The organism is Paenibacillus thiaminolyticus, assembly GCF_007066085.1.
Classification (GTDB): Bacteria; Bacillota; Bacilli; order Paenibacillales; family Paenibacillaceae; genus Paenibacillus_B; species Paenibacillus_B thiaminolyticus.
On record NZ_CP041405.1, the window covers coordinates 3,538,150 to 3,554,083 of the forward strand.

Below are 15,934 nucleotides of genomic sequence, written 5' to 3' on the forward strand. Positions count from 1 at the left end.
AACGTGCCGGCTTGCCGTATTATGATTTACTTTGCGTTTCCGGCGTTCAACGGTTCAGCGCGTTCAACGATTCATTATCGGAGAACATCTCTGGATTGGCCTGGAGCATCCGCGTCAGCACTTCCGTCATCCGTACGGTATCGCAGATCCGCACCTCCGCATCGCCGAACCGTCCGATCCTCATCGCGCCTTCCTCCTGCAGTACGTCATCCACCTTCCAGAAATGCTCCGACCAGTTCAGTCCGCAATGTCTGCGCGACGGCACGGAGATGACGGTTCCATCCGGAAGCACTGTGTAGAGCTGCTCGCGCTCCGCGGTCATTCTTCCCGGAATATCCACCCATTCCTCAATGCCATGGATGAACGTATTGCGGCGCAAATCGACACCGACCAGCATAATCGTGGCCTGGCGATCAAGCAGCTTCCCCCAGGCAGATCCGCGGGCGCACGGCGTATCGAACCGTTCGTCGCCGGCCGTGAATGCTTCGGCATCGCGTCCAAGAGCCGCGACCGAATGGGTCGGGTGCCAGGAGCGAATGACGCCGGGGCGCTTGCGGAAGCGTTCCGGCAGCATGCCAATGCATACCGGAGTATTCTCGACTTCGAACCGGGGATTATCGGCATTGATGTTGGCCCAGGTATGCGTAGGCAACACCAGCAGGCCTTCCCTCATATAATCCGACAGCGCATCCAGCACGGTATCCGGGCCGCCCTCTACGCCGCCAATACTTTTGTAAGAAGAATGCACCAGCAGCGTGCCCTTCCGGTCAATCCCGATCCGTTCCAGATCGCCCATCAGGCTTTGTATCGTATGCATACTCTCTCCGTCTCCTTCTCTGTTGTTATGCCTTCTATGCCTCCGGCTGCTCCCGCGGCCCAAGGGGAAGCCAATCCAGCACATCCTGGATACGGGCGTCCCAATACTCCCACGTATGATCGCCCGGGCCTTCCGCATAGGTATGCTCGAAGCCGGTGTGCCGCACCGCCTCCCGGAAGCGGAGATTATCTTGATAGAGGAAATCCTCCGTCCCGCAGCATTGGAACAGCTTCGGCTTCGGTCCCGGATGCCGGTCAGCTTGCTCCAGCAAGCAGAACAAATCATTCGGCGTTCCGTTAATGTCGCCTTCGCCGTAGATCAATCGGGCATCCTCCCGAATGCGCTCCCGCAGCGCGGGGTCGGCAACATCCAGACTGCCCGACAGGCTGGCCGCGGCCGCGAACCGTTCCGGATAGGACAGCGCCCATTTCATGGCGCCGTATCCTCCCATCGACAGGCCGGCGACGTAATTGTCCTCCCGCTTCGCGGACAGCGGGAAGAAGCTGCGGGCCTTGGCCGGCAGCTCCTCCGTCAGGAAGGTCCAATAGCGCAGCCCGTGCGTCATATCGGTATAGAAGCTGCGATGGACCTGCGGCATGACGACCGCGATGCCCTTCAAGGCGGCATAGCGCTCGATCGACGTGCGGCGAACCCAGATCGTGTGGTCGTCCGACAAGCCGTGCAGCAGGAACAATGTCTTATGAATCTCCGTCGATTTGAGGTTGTCCATCCCATATTGACCCGCCGTCGTCTCCGGCAGGATAACCGTCATTGCCGTGCTCAAACCCAGCACTTCCGAGAAATAATTGCAGGTAAGCAGTGCCATTCGTTCCCCTCCCTAATCCAGACCTACATCATCTGTTATGTACAGTCCTTTGCGTTATCCTCATTATAGGCCCTTCCCAGGCAAAAGGTAAGCAAGCGTTTTCCAGCCGGAATTGAGATGCAATTGGGTTGGAGGGCAGCAGCATTCGGTAATTCCGTAACCTGGTGCGGGAACCCGCATGCGTTCATCTGTCTATGGAAAACTGCAAACGTGCAGGTTTCTCAACGGAATCCATTATCGAAAAAGGCAAGCCTGACAATATGCATCAATTTCATCCCCTTTCAGCCTGTAGCATCGATTTGAGGGGATAAAGGCTGCAGATTTGCAGGAATTTCACCAAATCCCACTTCTAAGGGGACGAAATACTGCACCAGAGCAGCATTTTAACTATGACACGTCGAAAACATTAAAAAAGACGCACCCGAAGGTCAATGTCATTAAGATAAGGCGTGGAAACCATAATCAAGCACAAGAGCAGGTTATCGAAAAGATAGCCCGCTCTTTTTTTGAAAGAAAATCAAGACTTAACAGGTAGATGGATATGTGTGGCGAAGACCCTTGAAACACGAGGAGGCCACGTCCATGAATGAGTATGCGAATTCGCTAAAAAAAACGCTGACATCCCTCATACGAGAAATGGCAGCCGCACCAGCTCCTTATGTCAAAAACCCTGAAAAAGATTTTACCCGAAAGAAAAAGCTGCCCTTTGAAACGGTGATGCAACTCCTGATCTCCATGGGGGGCAACAGCATATATAAGGAACTTTTGGAATCACAAGGCTATGACGTAAACACCGCAACCACTTCCGCTTTTGTCCAACAGAGGAATAAAGTGCTGCCGTCTGCTGTGGAATTCTTGTTTCACGCATTTACGCAATCGGTTACGGATATCAAGGACTACCGAGGGTATCGGCTACTTGCCGTTGACGGTTCGGATTTGCATATCGCAACTGACTCTGCGGACACGGACACCTATTTTCAAAGTCAACCGAACACGAAAGGCTATAACCTTCTGCATTTGAACGCTGCCTATGACTTGTGCAACAGACTGTACGTGGATGCCATTGTTCAGCCACGAAGGTTGTGCAACGAGGGAAGGGCGCTGGCTGCTATGGTTCACCGTTCTCCAATCAAGGGCAAAACCATTGTGATTGCCGATAGAGGTTATGAAAGTTACAACAATTTCGCGCATCTTGAACGCAAAGGGTGGAACTATGTCATACGGGTAAAGGATTTGGATTCCAATGGTATTCTTTCGGGCTTGCGTTTGCCCTCTAGCGGAGAGTTTGATAGGAACGTTCATCTGACACTCACCAAAAAACAAACCAAAGAGGTCAAGGCTAATCCCGAGATTTACAAGTTCGTTCCTTCCACGTCTACCTTTGATTTTTTGGATTTGCATGAGAACTTGTTTTATCCGATTTCCTTTCGGGTGGTTCGTTTCGTCCTGCCGAGTGGCGCTTTTGAGACCGTCATTACGAATCTTACCGCCACGGATTTCCCACCGGGTGAAATCATGTCAATGTATAACATGCGATGGGGCATTGAAACCTCATTCCGGGCATTAAAGTACACTGTCGGTCTGACGAATTTTCATGCAAAGAAACGAGAGTCCATCACCCAGGAGATATTCGCAAGAATGATCCTGTACAATTTCGCTGAAATGATGACCTCGCACGTCGTCATTTCCCAAATGGAGAAACGGCACCCCTATCAAGTTAACTTCACGGTTGCCGTTCACGTGTGTAGACACTTCCTGCGCTCAAGGGACGATGAACCCCCGCCTGATGTTGAAGCGCTGATTCGCAAAAACATTTTGCCGATTCGACCCATTCGCCCAGGGCAGCAGAATACGCGCAAAATACGCTACAAATCAGTGGTTAGCTTCGTCTATAGAGTAGCATAATTTGTTTCATATGAACATTTTTTTAAGCGGATCTTCCCTCCGCTTTGTTTGCCGTGCACTTTTTTCCTTGCTTGTATAAAAAAAGAAACGGCACAGGGTCTTTCCCATGCCGTTTTAGATTCCTATGTTTTCGGCTCTTGTCTTTGAGCTAAACTTAATGACATTGACCCGAAGGTGCGCCTTTGGTGGGCCGCGTTACCCGGCGTCGACCAGACGGCCAGTAAATTGGCTGTTGTACAGATCCGCATAGAAGCCGCCTTGCTGCAGCAGTTCCTCATGCGTCCCCTGCTCGATCACAGAGCCCTGATTCATGACGAGAATCAGATCGGCATCCCGGATCGTTGATAGACGGTGGGCAATAACGAAGCTGGTGCGGTTCTTCATCAGTTCCTGCATGGCCTTCTGGATATACAGCTCCGTACGCGTATCGACGCTGCTCGTCGCCTCGTCCAGAATAAGAATCGCCGGATCGGCCAGAATGGCGCGGGCAATCGTCAGCAGCTGCTTCTGGCCTTGCGAAATATTCGATGCTTCCTCGTTCAGCACCGTATCGTATCCATCCGGCAGCGTACGGATGAAGTGATCCGCATGCGCGGCCTGGGCCGCATGCACGATCTCTTCTTCCGTCGCGCCCAGGCGTCCGTAAGCGATATTGTCGCGGATCGTGCCGTTGAACAGCCACGTATCCTGCAGCACCATACCGAACAGGCTGCGCAGCTTGCCGCGCTCCAAGGCGGTGATGTTGACGCCATCGACCGTGATCGCTCCATCGTTAATCTCATAGAAGCGCATCAGCAGATTGATCAGCGTCGTCTTCCCTGCCCCAGTCGGACCGACGATGGCAACCATCTGTCCCGGCTTGACGTCGATGTTCATATCCTCGATCAGCACCGCATCTTCCTTGTAGCCGAAGCGGACATGATCGAAGCGGACTTGGCCCGCCGGATGAGCAATCGTCTTCGCCGCAGACGCCTCCGGCACTTCCTCGGCTTCATCCAGTACTTCAAAGACCCGTTCTGCCGATGCGACAGTGGACTGAATGATATTGGCAATATTGGCGGTCTGCGCAATCGGTTGGGTGAACTGCCGCGCATATTGAATGAACGCCTGAATATCCCCAATCTGGAGAGAGCGCTGGGTAACCAACACGCCCCCGACCACGCAAATGAGCACATAGCCGATGTTGCCGATGAAGGTCATAAGCGGCATGATCATCCCGGAGATGAATTGTGCCCGGAAGCCGGATTCATACAGCTTTTCATTGATCCCGTCGAACGCGGCTACCGATTTTTCCTCATGCCCGAAGGCTTTAATGATTTTATGGCCGGTATACATTTCCTCGACATGGCCGTTCAATTCCCCAAGCGACGTCTGCTGACCCTTGAAATGCTTCTGCGACCGCTTCGCGATCACGATCGTGACGACGAAGCTGAGCGGCAGTGTCAGCAGGCAGATCAGCGTCATAAGCGGGCTGATTGTCAGCATCATCACCACGACACCGACCAAGGTCACGATCGAGGTGATCAATTGCGTCAAGCTCTGCTGCAAGGTGCTGCTGATATTATCGACATCATTGGTCACCCGGCTTAGTATCTCACCGTGCGTCCGCGCGTCAAAATATTTCAGCGGCAGACGGTTCAGCTTGTCATTGACCTGCTTGCGCATCTCGTACACAATATTTTGCGCCACGCCAGCCATCAAATATTGCTGAAAATAGCTAAACAGTGCACTTACCACATACAATGCCATTAATTTAAGCACAATATCCCAAATGAAGGCAAAATCTATGGCGGTTCTTCCCATCAAGCTCTCGAACAGCGAGGTGGTTGCCTGCCCCATAATTTTCGGGCCCAGAATCGTGAACACGGTACTGAGTATGGCCATCACCAGGACCGCAATCAGCTGATATTTCCGCGGCTTCAAATAGCCGACAAGCCGCTTGAGCGTGCCCTTGAAATCCTTCGCCTTTTCCACAGGCATCCCCATCGGCGGCCCGCCCATCGGGCCGCGGTGTCCGCCGGCTTTTGGTCTCTTATCTCTACTCATGCGATCTCCTCCTCTGACAACTGGGAGGATACAATCTCGCGGTACACCGGACACGTCTCCATCAATTCATGATGCGTGCCTATTCCCGCGATCTGTCCTTCATCCAGCACAATGATTCGATCGGCATCCATTACCGTGCTGACCCGCTGGGCGACCAGCAGAACGGCCGCATCCCGGGTCTCCGGCCGAAGCGCCGCGCGCAGCTTCGCATCGGTCTTGAAATCAAGCGCCGAGAAGCTGTCGTCGAATATATACACTTCCGGACGCCGCACCAAGGCCCGCGCAATCGACAGGCGCTGCTTCTGCCCGCCGGATACGTTCGAACCGCCCTGTGCGATCGGAGAATCGAAGCCTTCCGGCATATGGGAGATGAAGTCCGTCGCCTGGGCGATATCGGCTGCATGCTTCACCTCTTCGACGGTCGCGTCCTCCTTGCCATAGCGGATATTGTCCGTCACGGTTCCGGTGAACAGCACGGCCTTCTGCGGCACGAGACCGATCTTCTCCCGCAGCTCCTCCTGCTTCCACTCCCGGACGTCAACGCCATTCACCCGGATACTGCCGCTCTCGATATCATAGAAGCGCGGTATCAAGCTGATTAGCGTCGACTTGCCAGCCCCGGTTCCGCCAATGATCGCGGTCATCTCTCCCGGACCGGTCTCGAACGAGATATTCGAGAGGGCCGGCATCTCTGCCCCCGGGTAACTGAAGGTGACATTGTCGAATTGGATATGGGCCCGTCTGCCGGCCGCCCGCTTCGCTTCGGCTGGATCGTGAATTTCCGGCTCCATGCTGAGTACTTCGTTAATCCGGGCCGCAGACGCGGATGCTCTTGGAATCATCACAAAAATAATGGAAACCATAATAACAGAGAACATAATTTGCATCGCGTATTGAATAAAGGCCATCAAGGCACCGACCTGCATGTTCCCATTGTCGATCCGAATGCTTCCGAACCAAATGATCGCAATCGTCGAGAAATTCAGCGTAATCATCATGATCGGCATCATCGACGCCATGATGCGGTTCACCTTCAAGGCCGTGCTGGTCAAGTCGGCATTCGCTTCGTTGAACCGTTGTTGCTCATGGTTAATCCGGTTGAAGGAACGGATGACCCGGATTCCGGTTAGATTTTCGCGCAGGACAAGGTTCAGCTTATCCAGCTTTTTCTGCATTGCCTTGAAGAGCGGAATCCCTTTGCTGGCCACGGCAAAAATGGCCAAAGCCAGCACTGGAATGACGACCGCCAGCACCAGCGTCAGCTTCGCATCCTTCGAGACCGCCATAATAATGCCGCCGATACACATCATCGGCGCGCTGATCATCATCCGGAGGATCATGACCAGCACCTGCTGAACCTGGGTAATATCATTGGTCGTCCGTGTAATCAGGGATGCCGTCCCAATCTTGTCGAATTCCTGCAGCGAGAAGTTCTCCACATGGGTGAACAAGCGCCGCCGCAGATTGCGCCCGAAGCCGGACGCCACCTTCGCAGACAAGTAGCTGCCCCCGATGGCGCATAACGTTCCGCCTGCTGCGACCAGGAGCATCCACCCGCCCATTTTCCAAATATAAGCCGTATCTCCGCTAACAATGCCGATATCGACGATGTCCGACATCAGCGTAGGCAGATACAGCTCGGCCAGCGACTGGAAGAAAACCAGCCCCAGCACAAAGGCCACCGGAAGCCGGAATGGCTTCAGGAAGCGGAATAATTTCATCATTCATGATCATCTCCACTCGTGCGCTTTTCTATCTCCCTCCATGGGATTGGAGGATTGTCGTGAAAATACGTATGCACTTTGGTGAGCAGCTCAGCCAGCTTCTCGCTATCCTCCTCACCCAAGTACTCAATCAGCCCGTTGAAATATTCCGTCATGACGGCTTTCGCTTTTTTCGTTACCGCGATTCCTTTGTCGGTCAGCGCAATCCGTATGACCCGCCGATCCTCGGGATCGGCGTTCCGGGTGACGAGCCCTTTGCTCTCCATGCCCTTGATTAATTGCGTAATCGTCGGTGAAGTGACATGAAGCATGTTGCTAATCTCTGACACCATCAGCCCGTGCTTCTCCCGCTTCATCGAACGAATGAGAACCATCATGACATGCAGCTCGCTCGGCTTATGTCCTTCAATCGAACGGCGATGCCATTCCGCCTTGTTGAACAGCTTGAAGGCCCTCATCAGCCGCTCGGTTGTCGTTCCCTCCTCATGCATCTCGTTTACCCCCTCGTTACCTAAAAATTAAATTAGTTAGGTAACCTATTTATTTGGTAAACTAATTATATTTTCGCAGCTTACCGATGTCAAACTCCAAAAAAAGGAGCTGCCCCTCTTTACAGGAAAAGAGGAACAGCCTACTTTTTGAGTCCATGCAGTTGTATCTTGACTGATTGTGCGCCGGTGAGCTCTTCTTCCAGCACGGTGTACCAGACTGCCCCATATGACGATCGAATGACCGGCGCAATCTTGATATCCATGACCTCTTCTTGTTCGTCGCGCGGAATGCGAACCTCCACCTGAGAGACATTCGGATCGGTGACGAGGCCGTAGAGTACGGCTAGGCCAGTGCTGCCGAGTGGAACGAGAGAATATTTATAGCTTATCGACTCGGGAGGATAGGTATGGGGGAAGTCACTGCGCACCACCCCGCTTCTTTTCAACCCGCTTGATTGTAAAAAGGCGATGTTCATCTCTTTCAGATTCAAGTCATGAAAAACGATAATGTCGATGCCTCCTGGTATGGTGTCCTGATGCAGCAGCCTGGCATCAAACCCCTGATGCTTCAACCACCCCTCGGCCGACTCAGCTTGAGGACGGAACAATAAGGCCGCTGTCAACCCGATAAGGAAGAGTCCAGCCAGAATAGCCCATTTTTTCATTGGAATCCGCTCCTGTTCATGAGGCAGGCCGCCGAACCTGCCTAGAAGCCCACCTCATCCTGCTTGCGAAACCGCAGCCCATCTGCAAGAACAGCCGGATTACTTCGACGACAAGCGGCGCTCGATATAGGAGTCGAACGCGGTCTTGATGACCGCCACCACAGGAACCGCGATGAACATCCCGATGAGCCCGAAGAAGCCGCCCCCGATAATAATCGCGAAAATAATCCACAGCGGGCCGATACCCACCTTGTTCCCGATGACCTTCGGGCCGATATAATAGCCGTCCAGCTGCTGGATAATGAATATAAACAGCACATTCCACAGCGCCTGCATCGGGGAAACGAACAAGGTGATCAGACCGACAAACAGCATGCCGATGAACGGTCCGAAATAAGGAATGACATTCGTGACGCCCACGACGAGCGCGGCTAGCAGCGCAAACGGCGATTGTAGAATCAGCAGCCCCACAAATACGATAGAACCGATAATCATCGCATCCAAAATGACGCCCACAAAGTATTGCGAAAAGGTCGTATCAATTCGTTTGACGAAGTCGACTATCGATGCCGCCCGGCTCTGTCCCAACAGGGCGACTAGAATCTTCTGTGTGCCACGGCTGATCGCTTCCTTGTCCTTCAGGAGATAGATAGATACGATGAAGCCGATGACGAGATTCAGGAGCGTCGTCGTGATCGACAGCAATCCGGACAGCAAATTGTTGAGGATGAGCCGGACGAACTCGCTGATCTGGCTGGAAGCGGAAGAGAGGAACTCCCCGACTCTGGCATCGATTCCGGATTGGGCGAACCATTCCTGCTCCAGCACGTGGCCGCGTATCCACTGCTCCGTCCCCGCGATATATTGGGGCAAGCCCGCGAGCAGCGTGCTTACGCTCTCAATAATTCTCGGGGTGATGACCGTAATAACGATGAAGATCAGTCCGAGAAATAGCGTATAGACAATCAGAATGCTGTACAGCCTGCGCAGCCGCTGCCGGGAGAACAGCTTCTCCTCCAGCGCGTTGACCAGCGGACGGAGCAAATAAGCGATAAAAAACGCAATGAAAAAAGGCGTCATCAGAGACATCAGCGTAGAGAAAAATTGCAGGACGCCCCCAATATTGTCCACCAGCTTATACAGCAGCAGACCCGCGGTGAACAGGCCCAAATAGTACAATGTTTTGCGATCCTTGAACATCGTTCCCTCCTGAACTTCTTCGTGGTGTAGGTGGCCGTATGTTCCGGACGGCAGGCCGGTATAGCAGCGAATCAGGAGGACTTTTTGCTCTTCTCTTTGTCTTTATCCTTGTCCTTGTCCTTCGCCATACGCTTCTCCAGATCGTCAATCAGCTTCTCAGCCAGACGCTTATACGTATTCGCCTGATGAATGAAGGTTAATACGGCCAGTAGCGTCAAGGCCTGGTTCTCCCCGGCCGAAGCCACCGCTTCGGTCTGAGCCGATACGGCACTCTCCAACTGAGGAGCCTGCTCCTCCTTCAACCGCAGGAACTGCTCGTACACCTTCCATCCGTCCACGTCCTCCCGGTGAAGCGTGCCCTGGAACAACGTTTTGATGTCACCGATGGACAGCGTCTGCTTCAAATGATAAATCAATGCCATTTGAATGATATGCTCGGGAGAATACTTCTTATTCTTCGCCGGAAGCAGCAGTTTGTCCTTGGTGTAATTGTTGATCATCGTCTTGGTCAGCAGCTTGTCCTCGGGATGCCGCTTCGTCGGCTCCAGCACGCTTTCGAACAACGTGATGACCTGGTCCATATACAGATCGAGCTTCGGGATTTCCGCCGGCTCGATGTCCGGCATGCCCGCGATGCCCCGGTACAGAGCTTCGATATGCTCCTTCGCGGTTGCGTCTTCCATGTCTTCCTCTCCTTCATGCCTGGGGGCCCAGCAGAAATGATGCTGTCCCGTTCATTTCTCCATACTACCATATGAAAAAGACAAGAGGCTACAATGCAAAAAACTCTTCTATTTACTTCTATAAATCACATGTTATAATTCATATATAACATGATGTAGTTTTTATTACTACATAGTAAGTTTCGTTAACACATACGATGCGCGGGCACGCGACACTCATAAATAAAGCGAGATATCCGGATACTATTTCATGGGAGGTTCGATTAGATATGGAAAAGCCATGCAATATCGTCTTGTACGGCGATTCGATTGCGAAGGGGATCGTGTACGATGAAGAGAAGGGCAGATACGCGAAGCTGACCGATAGCTTCGGGCAGCTCGTTCAGCGCCGCCTGAACGGGATCGTGACGAACGCGGGGCGATTCGGCTGCGTCATTACGAAGGGAGCCGAGAAGCTGAAGCAGGATGTCCTGAGCCGGCGCCCGGATATCGTGCTGCTTGAATTCGGGGGCAATGATTGCGACTTCGATTGGGAAAAGATCGCCCGGCAGCCTGGGGATCTACATGAGCCGAACACGGATCTGGAGCGTTACACGCAGACGTTGAAGGACATGATCCGCACTTTGAAGGACAACGGGATTGTTCCAGTGCTGATGTCCTTGCCGCCGCTGGACGCGGAGCGGTATTTCCGGTGGGTCAGCAAGAACGACGACTCCGCCGCCGCGAACATCCTGTCCTGGCTGGGCAGCGTCAGCCGGATATATTGGTGGCATGAACGCTACAATGCCGCCATCATCCGCGTCGCAGAGGAGATGAATACGCGCTGGATCGACGTGAGAGGCGCGTTCCTGCGAGCCTTCGATTACCGGACCTACCTTTGCGCCGACGGAATTCACCCGAACGAGCAAGGACACCAGGTGATTGCCCAGGAGCTGATGAGCTATTTGGAGAGCCGTTACTGCCATTTGTTGAAATGAAATGTATCGCTTACCACGGGAAATAAGCCGGATGACCGTCTATGCAAGGCGATCACCCGGCTTGCTTGATTTACTCGATATTAGGCTCATCCGTGCCGGGAAGCCGGTAATTCAACCACTCCCGCGGCAGCAGCTGCCGGTAAGGCGGCTGAAGGAACCGGTCGTCGATCAGCACCAGCGTCCCGGTATCCTGCTCCGAACGGATCAGCCTTCCTCCGGCCTGCAGCACCTTGTTCATCCCGGGATAGACATAGGCATAGTTGTACCCGTTTTTCCCCGTACGATTGACGTAGTCCCGAATAATGTTCCGCTCCAGGCCGAGCTGAGGGAGGCCGACGCCAACGATGATGACTCCTGTCAGCCGGTCTCCCTGCAAGTCGACCCCCTCCGAGAATACGCCGCCGAGCACCGCGAACCCGACCAGCGTGCCTGCCCGATCTGGCTGGAATGCATCCAGGTACCGCTCCCGTTCCTCCTCTGTCATTCGTGCCTCCTGCACCAGCGTATCAACCGGGCTTCCTTCCGCCAGGAAGGCTTCGTATACCTCCTGCAAGTACGGATACGAAGGGAAGAACACCAAATAATTGCCGCTCCGCTCCTCTACCAAGCGGCAAATCGTCTGCACGAGCGGCAGCTTCGTCCGTTCCCGATCCCGGTACCGGGTTGAGAGCGGATGCAGCCGCACATCCCACTGCTCCTGGGCGAACGGGGAAGGAAGAGAGAGCGTGTAGTCCTCTTCCCGATTGCCGCCCAACAGGTCCATATAATACGACATCGGCGTCAAGGTCGCGGAGAAGCGGACAATCGATCGGTACCGCTTGCCCGACTGAGCGAGCAGAAAGGACGGATCGAGACAGAATAGCTTGATCCGGACCTCATTGCGTTCGACTTCGGCATACGTCGTGAATCGCTCATCGTAGAGCTTCGCGATACGGATGAAGGTTGATGCGGCGAAATAGGCGTCGAGAAGCATCGTGTGGGACGGGGAGCTGCCGCCGCCCAGCAGCACCGGTTCGGCTTGGGCGATGAATCCGTCCAGCAGCGCCAGCAGCTCTTCGGGCCGCTCCATGTCCGTCAGGCCGCCCTGATCCGCACACCGCTTCCGCAAGGCGACGAAATAGGCATTCACCGCATCGGCTGCGTCGTGGATCGCTCGATTCACTCGCTTGAACTCGCGCTTCAGCTGCAGGAACGCGGACTTGACCAGCTCGGCCGAATACATGTCCCGCGCCCGGTCGACGAGATTATGCGCCTCATCGATCAGGAGCGCCGTCTCCTTCTTCTGCTCTTCCGCCCAACGTTTCATCGAGACGCGCGGATCGAACACATAATTATAATCGCAAATGACCGCATCGGCCGCATACGCGAGATCGAGCGAAAATTCAAACGGGCATACCCGGTGCTTGCGGGCGTACTGTTCAATGACCGGACGGGTCATCTGCGTCTCATGAGTCAAAATATCCATGATTGCCCCGTTAATCCGGTCATAATAGCCGTCGGCATATTCGCAATAATCCGGCTGACAGCGGGTCTCATCCTGGAAGCAGATCTTGTCCTTGGCCGTCAACGTCACCGATTGCATGCAGAGTCCCTTCGCCGCCATCCGCACGCAGGCATCCTCGGCGGCCGTGCGCGTCGTCGTCTTGGCCGTAATATAGAGAATCCGCCGGATCAGCCCTTCTCCCATCGCCTTGACCGCAGGGTACAAGGTCGACATCGTCTTGCCGATGCCGGTCGGGGCCATGGCGAACAGGCCGCTTTCCTGCGCGATCGACGTATATACGGCGCCGGCCAGCTTCCGCTGCCCTGCCCGGTACGCGTCGAACGGGAACGGCAGCTCCCGGATGCTCTCCTGCCGCCGCTGTTCATGATCCCGCCGCATCGCCGCGTACGGAGCATACCGTCCGATAACGTCCAGCACGAAGGCCTCCAGCTCGGCGAAGGTCAGCTCCCGCTTGAATCGCTTCGCCTCTTCCGTGCGGACATGGACATAGGTCAACTGCACCGCCATCCGATCGCGGCCACGCTCCTTCGCATACATATAGGCGTAACAGCAAGCCTGCGCCCAGTGCACGGGATACGCATCCTCCGTAATCAAGCTGACATCCCCCGATGTCGACTTGATCTCGTCTATCGTCTCCTCGCCGGACAGAAGCAGGCCGTCACAGCGGCCGTCGATCTTGAAGCACAGATCGCCGTACCGGATGCCGGCCTGCAAATACACTTCCTTTTGGTCCGTATCTCCGTATCTTTCCTGCACCCGCTGATGGGCCTTCGTCCCGTCCGTCATCGAGCTGGCGGCCCGGAAGCCGCTGTCGATGCTGCCGCTCAGGAACACATGCTCCACCAGCGAACGTACGGATAATTGTATCGTATACGTCATCGCATTCTCCCGATTCCTGTTTTTGCCTGAATCTGTAACTCATTATCCCGATTATACCGCAATTCAGGCCGCAGTGCCGGATGCGCAGCGTTCTCGATCGCGCCACAGATGCCGCGCGTCCCCCGCAGCCACCTACAGCCGCCCGCGCAGCTAGTCCGCCTGTATCCAGCGCTTGCAGCCCTTGCAGCAAGCCGTCTGCGGCAAGCCTGCAGCAGGCCCTTCTGCAGCGAGATCTTCTGCAGGCAGCCCTTCTTCAGACAGCTTTTCTGCAGGCAGCCCTTCTTCAGACAGCTCATCTTCAGCGAGCAGAACGGAGCAGCTCACTTCACTCCCGGACCTGTTGCTTCCAGCCCGCGCACATACGTATGAAGCATCCGCTTCAAGCTCTCATCCCGCTCCAGCTCCATGCGGAAGCCCTGCTTCATCTCCAGCGTAGCGAAGCCATGCAGCAAGCTGCGCAGACCGCGCACGACATGGAAGGCATCGGCCTGCTCGTACTTATATTCGCCAAGCACATCGAGCAGCAGCTCTAATATCGAGGCGGATGCGGCTTGAATATCCGGGTCATTGAAATCAGGCGGCGACATCGTCGCTTCGTATACTCCCGGATGTTGACGGACGAAGTTGACGTATGCGAACCCGATGGCGTCGATGGCTGCCTCGCCCGATTTCCCAACCGCTGCGCGCGCCAGCGACTCTCTCAATTGCATCAGGCCGTAATGCGCCAGCCCGGTGCGCAGCCCCGTTAGTCCCTGAACATGATTGTACAGCGAAGGCGACTTGATGCCGAGCCGCCCCGCAATCGCGGCCAGCGTCACTTGGCTGAGGCCGTCCGCATCCGCTATCTCTGCGGCGGTGTGCACAATTAATGATCGATCAATGGATTTCCTTGGCATGATGCTGATTCCTCCATACATGTTCTGCTTCTTGAATCGCCTTGTCGATTGCTGCCGCCGGACGCGGCAGCATCGGCCCATGGCCGGCCGCCAGCAAGGTCGGCTCCAACGCGCGCAGCTTGCGCGCGCTGGCGATCGATTCCCCCAAGTTCCAGGTGGCGAACGCCGGGAACGGGAACCGCAGCTTCAACTTGCCGGATACGGCCACGCCGCCCTGCGTCTGGAAGGCATCACCGGCAATAAGCGCTCGAGTGCGCGTGTCGAGGAAGGCCATCAGCCCCGGCGTATGTCCCGGCGCGGCGACGGTAAGCAAGGAGCCGATGCGATCGCCATCGCGCAGCAGCCGATCCGGCACCGTCTTGACCGTGGTCGGCACCCCGCCGCGAATCGGCGTCTCGGGCTCCCCCGGCTCCAGCGAGCGGTCGCCGCGCAGCAGCTTGGCATCCCGCTGCGAGATAGATACCTCCGCTTGCGGCAAGACCTCCTTCAACGCATCCAGTGAACCGACATGGTCGTCATGAGCATGTGTCAAGACGATGCGGGTAATCGGCTTGCCTAGCTTCGCGGCCATTCGTAGGATGCCCTTCAGACTCAGGAACAGCCCGGCATCGATCAAGGTAAGCTCCTCCTCTTCTTCGACCAGATAAACATTTACAGGGAACAGTCCCGGGAACCACGTTAATTGATAGACATGCTCATGGCGGGTTACGCGCATGGCAATCACCTCCGATTGCTTAACTAATTATATTAGCATAATAACTAATATTATTAGTTAATGCAATCATTTATTTTACTTCGTCACATATTTTGAGCAAAATGTCTTCCCCGGGGAGTGACAGTAATGCGGCATTGCAGGCTTTGAACAGCGGGATTCATGCAGGCAGGACAAGAAAAAAACACCCTTCACGGGTGTTTCTTGACGCTGCGCACCGGCATGGCTTCCATTTGTTCGACTTGGCGAGGTTGCTCTAATCTATCCGGCTGGATAGGTTCGCCCGAAGGTTCAATTAGTCCAGGGGGTCAGTTGGTTTAGTTGGTTTAGTTGGTTTAGTTAGTCTAGATAGTATAGTTAGTTCAGTTAGTTTAGTTATCTTAGTTTGTTTAGTTTGGTTGGTTCAATTAAGTCGATAATTTCTGTTAGTTCAGTTTGTTTAGCTAGTTTAGTTTCTTTAGCTAGTTTAATTTCTTTGTTTGGTTGGTTCAATTAAGTCGGTAATTTCGGTTAGTTTAGTTAGTAAGTTACACGGTTAGTCCATCTTTTCAGCTAGTTTAGTTCGTCAGGTAGTATAGTCAATTTAGTTATTTATCTAGTTTGGTTAGT

At 54.4% G+C, this 15,934-nt stretch carries 14 protein-coding genes; 2 read left to right on the forward strand and 12 right to left on the reverse strand.

Annotation, left to right across the window (positions count from 1 at the left end; translation table 11 throughout):
* Window positions 1–46 precede the first annotated feature (46 nt).
* Both FLT43_RS15745 and FLT43_RS15750 read right to left on the reverse strand, forming a co-directional pair.
* Entirely contained in the window at window positions 47–817 is a 771-nt protein-coding gene (locus FLT43_RS15745) for an AAC(3) family N-acetyltransferase (protein ID WP_087444259.1), read from the reverse strand.
* Between the two features lie 34 nt (window positions 818–851).
* On the reverse strand, window positions 852–1,643 hold the full coding sequence (locus FLT43_RS15750) for an alpha/beta hydrolase (RefSeq protein WP_087444258.1): 792 nt from the start codon (window positions 1,641–1,643) through the stop codon (window positions 852–854).
* A 582-nt stretch (window positions 1,644–2,225) separates the two neighbouring features.
* On the opposite strand from FLT43_RS15750, the gene FLT43_RS15755 reads away from it, so the two are divergent.
* Window positions 2,226–3,548, forward strand: a complete 1,323-nt coding sequence (locus FLT43_RS15755; RefSeq protein WP_115057776.1) for an IS4 family transposase — start codon at window positions 2,226–2,228, stop codon at window positions 3,546–3,548.
* A gap of 195 nt (window positions 3,549–3,743) precedes the next feature.
* On the opposite strand, the gene FLT43_RS15760 is transcribed toward FLT43_RS15755, so the two are convergent.
* The 6 genes from FLT43_RS15760 to FLT43_RS15785 form a co-directional block, all read right to left on the reverse strand.
* A complete protein-coding gene (locus FLT43_RS15760; RefSeq protein WP_087440465.1) occupies window positions 3,744–5,594 on the reverse strand; it encodes an ABC transporter ATP-binding protein in 1,851 nt (616 codons plus the stop codon).
* Window positions 5,591–7,318, reverse strand: a complete 1,728-nt coding sequence (locus FLT43_RS15765; RefSeq protein ID WP_087440464.1) for an ABC transporter ATP-binding protein — start codon at window positions 7,316–7,318, stop codon at window positions 5,591–5,593. Before FLT43_RS15765 ends, FLT43_RS15760 begins: the two co-directional genes overlap by 4 nt.
* Complete coding sequence (locus FLT43_RS15770; protein ID WP_087440463.1) at window positions 7,315–7,809, reverse strand: MarR family winged helix-turn-helix transcriptional regulator; 495 nt, start codon at window positions 7,807–7,809, stop codon at window positions 7,315–7,317. The genes FLT43_RS15765 and FLT43_RS15770 overlap by 4 nt, the downstream gene beginning before the upstream one ends.
* 140 nt (window positions 7,810–7,949) lie before the next feature.
* Window positions 7,950–8,474, reverse strand: a complete 525-nt coding sequence (locus FLT43_RS15775; protein WP_087440462.1) for a hypothetical protein — start codon at window positions 8,472–8,474, stop codon at window positions 7,950–7,952.
* Between the two features lie 99 nt (window positions 8,475–8,573).
* The gene (locus FLT43_RS15780; RefSeq protein WP_087440461.1) at window positions 8,574–9,674 is read right to left on the reverse strand and encodes an AI-2E family transporter; all 1,101 of its coding nucleotides are present in this window, start codon (window positions 9,672–9,674) and stop codon (window positions 8,574–8,576) included.
* 71 nt (window positions 9,675–9,745) lie between these two features.
* Entirely contained in the window at window positions 9,746–10,357 is a 612-nt protein-coding gene (locus FLT43_RS15785; protein ID WP_087440460.1) for a DUF1836 domain-containing protein, read from the reverse strand.
* A 269-nt stretch (window positions 10,358–10,626) separates the two neighbouring features.
* Between FLT43_RS15785 and FLT43_RS15790 the strand changes: the two genes are divergently transcribed.
* On the forward strand, window positions 10,627–11,334 hold the full coding sequence (locus FLT43_RS15790; RefSeq protein WP_087440459.1) for an SGNH/GDSL hydrolase family protein: 708 nt from the start codon (window positions 10,627–10,629) through the stop codon (window positions 11,332–11,334).
* A 70-nt stretch (window positions 11,335–11,404) separates the two neighbouring features.
* Here FLT43_RS15790 and FLT43_RS15795 read toward each other — a convergent pair whose 3' ends face one another.
* The 4 genes from FLT43_RS15795 to FLT43_RS15805 all read right to left on the reverse strand — a co-directional run bounded on the left by FLT43_RS15795 (window position 11,405) and on the right by FLT43_RS15805 (window position 15,328).
* A complete protein-coding gene (locus tag FLT43_RS15795) occupies window positions 11,405–13,717 on the reverse strand; it encodes an ATP-dependent DNA helicase (protein ID WP_087440458.1) in 2,313 nt (770 codons plus the stop codon).
* Between the two features lie 150 nt (window positions 13,718–13,867).
* Window positions 13,868–14,041, reverse strand: a complete 174-nt coding sequence (locus FLT43_RS29360; protein ID WP_164776417.1) for a hypothetical protein — start codon at window positions 14,039–14,041, stop codon at window positions 13,868–13,870.
* Window positions 14,038–14,613: a TetR/AcrR family transcriptional regulator gene (locus FLT43_RS15800; protein ID WP_087440457.1), complete on the reverse strand. Its 576-nt coding sequence runs from the start codon at window positions 14,611–14,613 to the stop codon at window positions 14,038–14,040. Before FLT43_RS15800 ends, FLT43_RS29360 begins: the two co-directional genes overlap by 4 nt.
* Entirely contained in the window at window positions 14,594–15,328 is a 735-nt protein-coding gene (locus FLT43_RS15805; protein WP_087440456.1) for an MBL fold metallo-hydrolase, read from the reverse strand. The genes FLT43_RS15800 and FLT43_RS15805 overlap by 20 nt, the downstream gene beginning before the upstream one ends.
* Window positions 15,329–15,934: the final 606 nt, after the last annotated feature.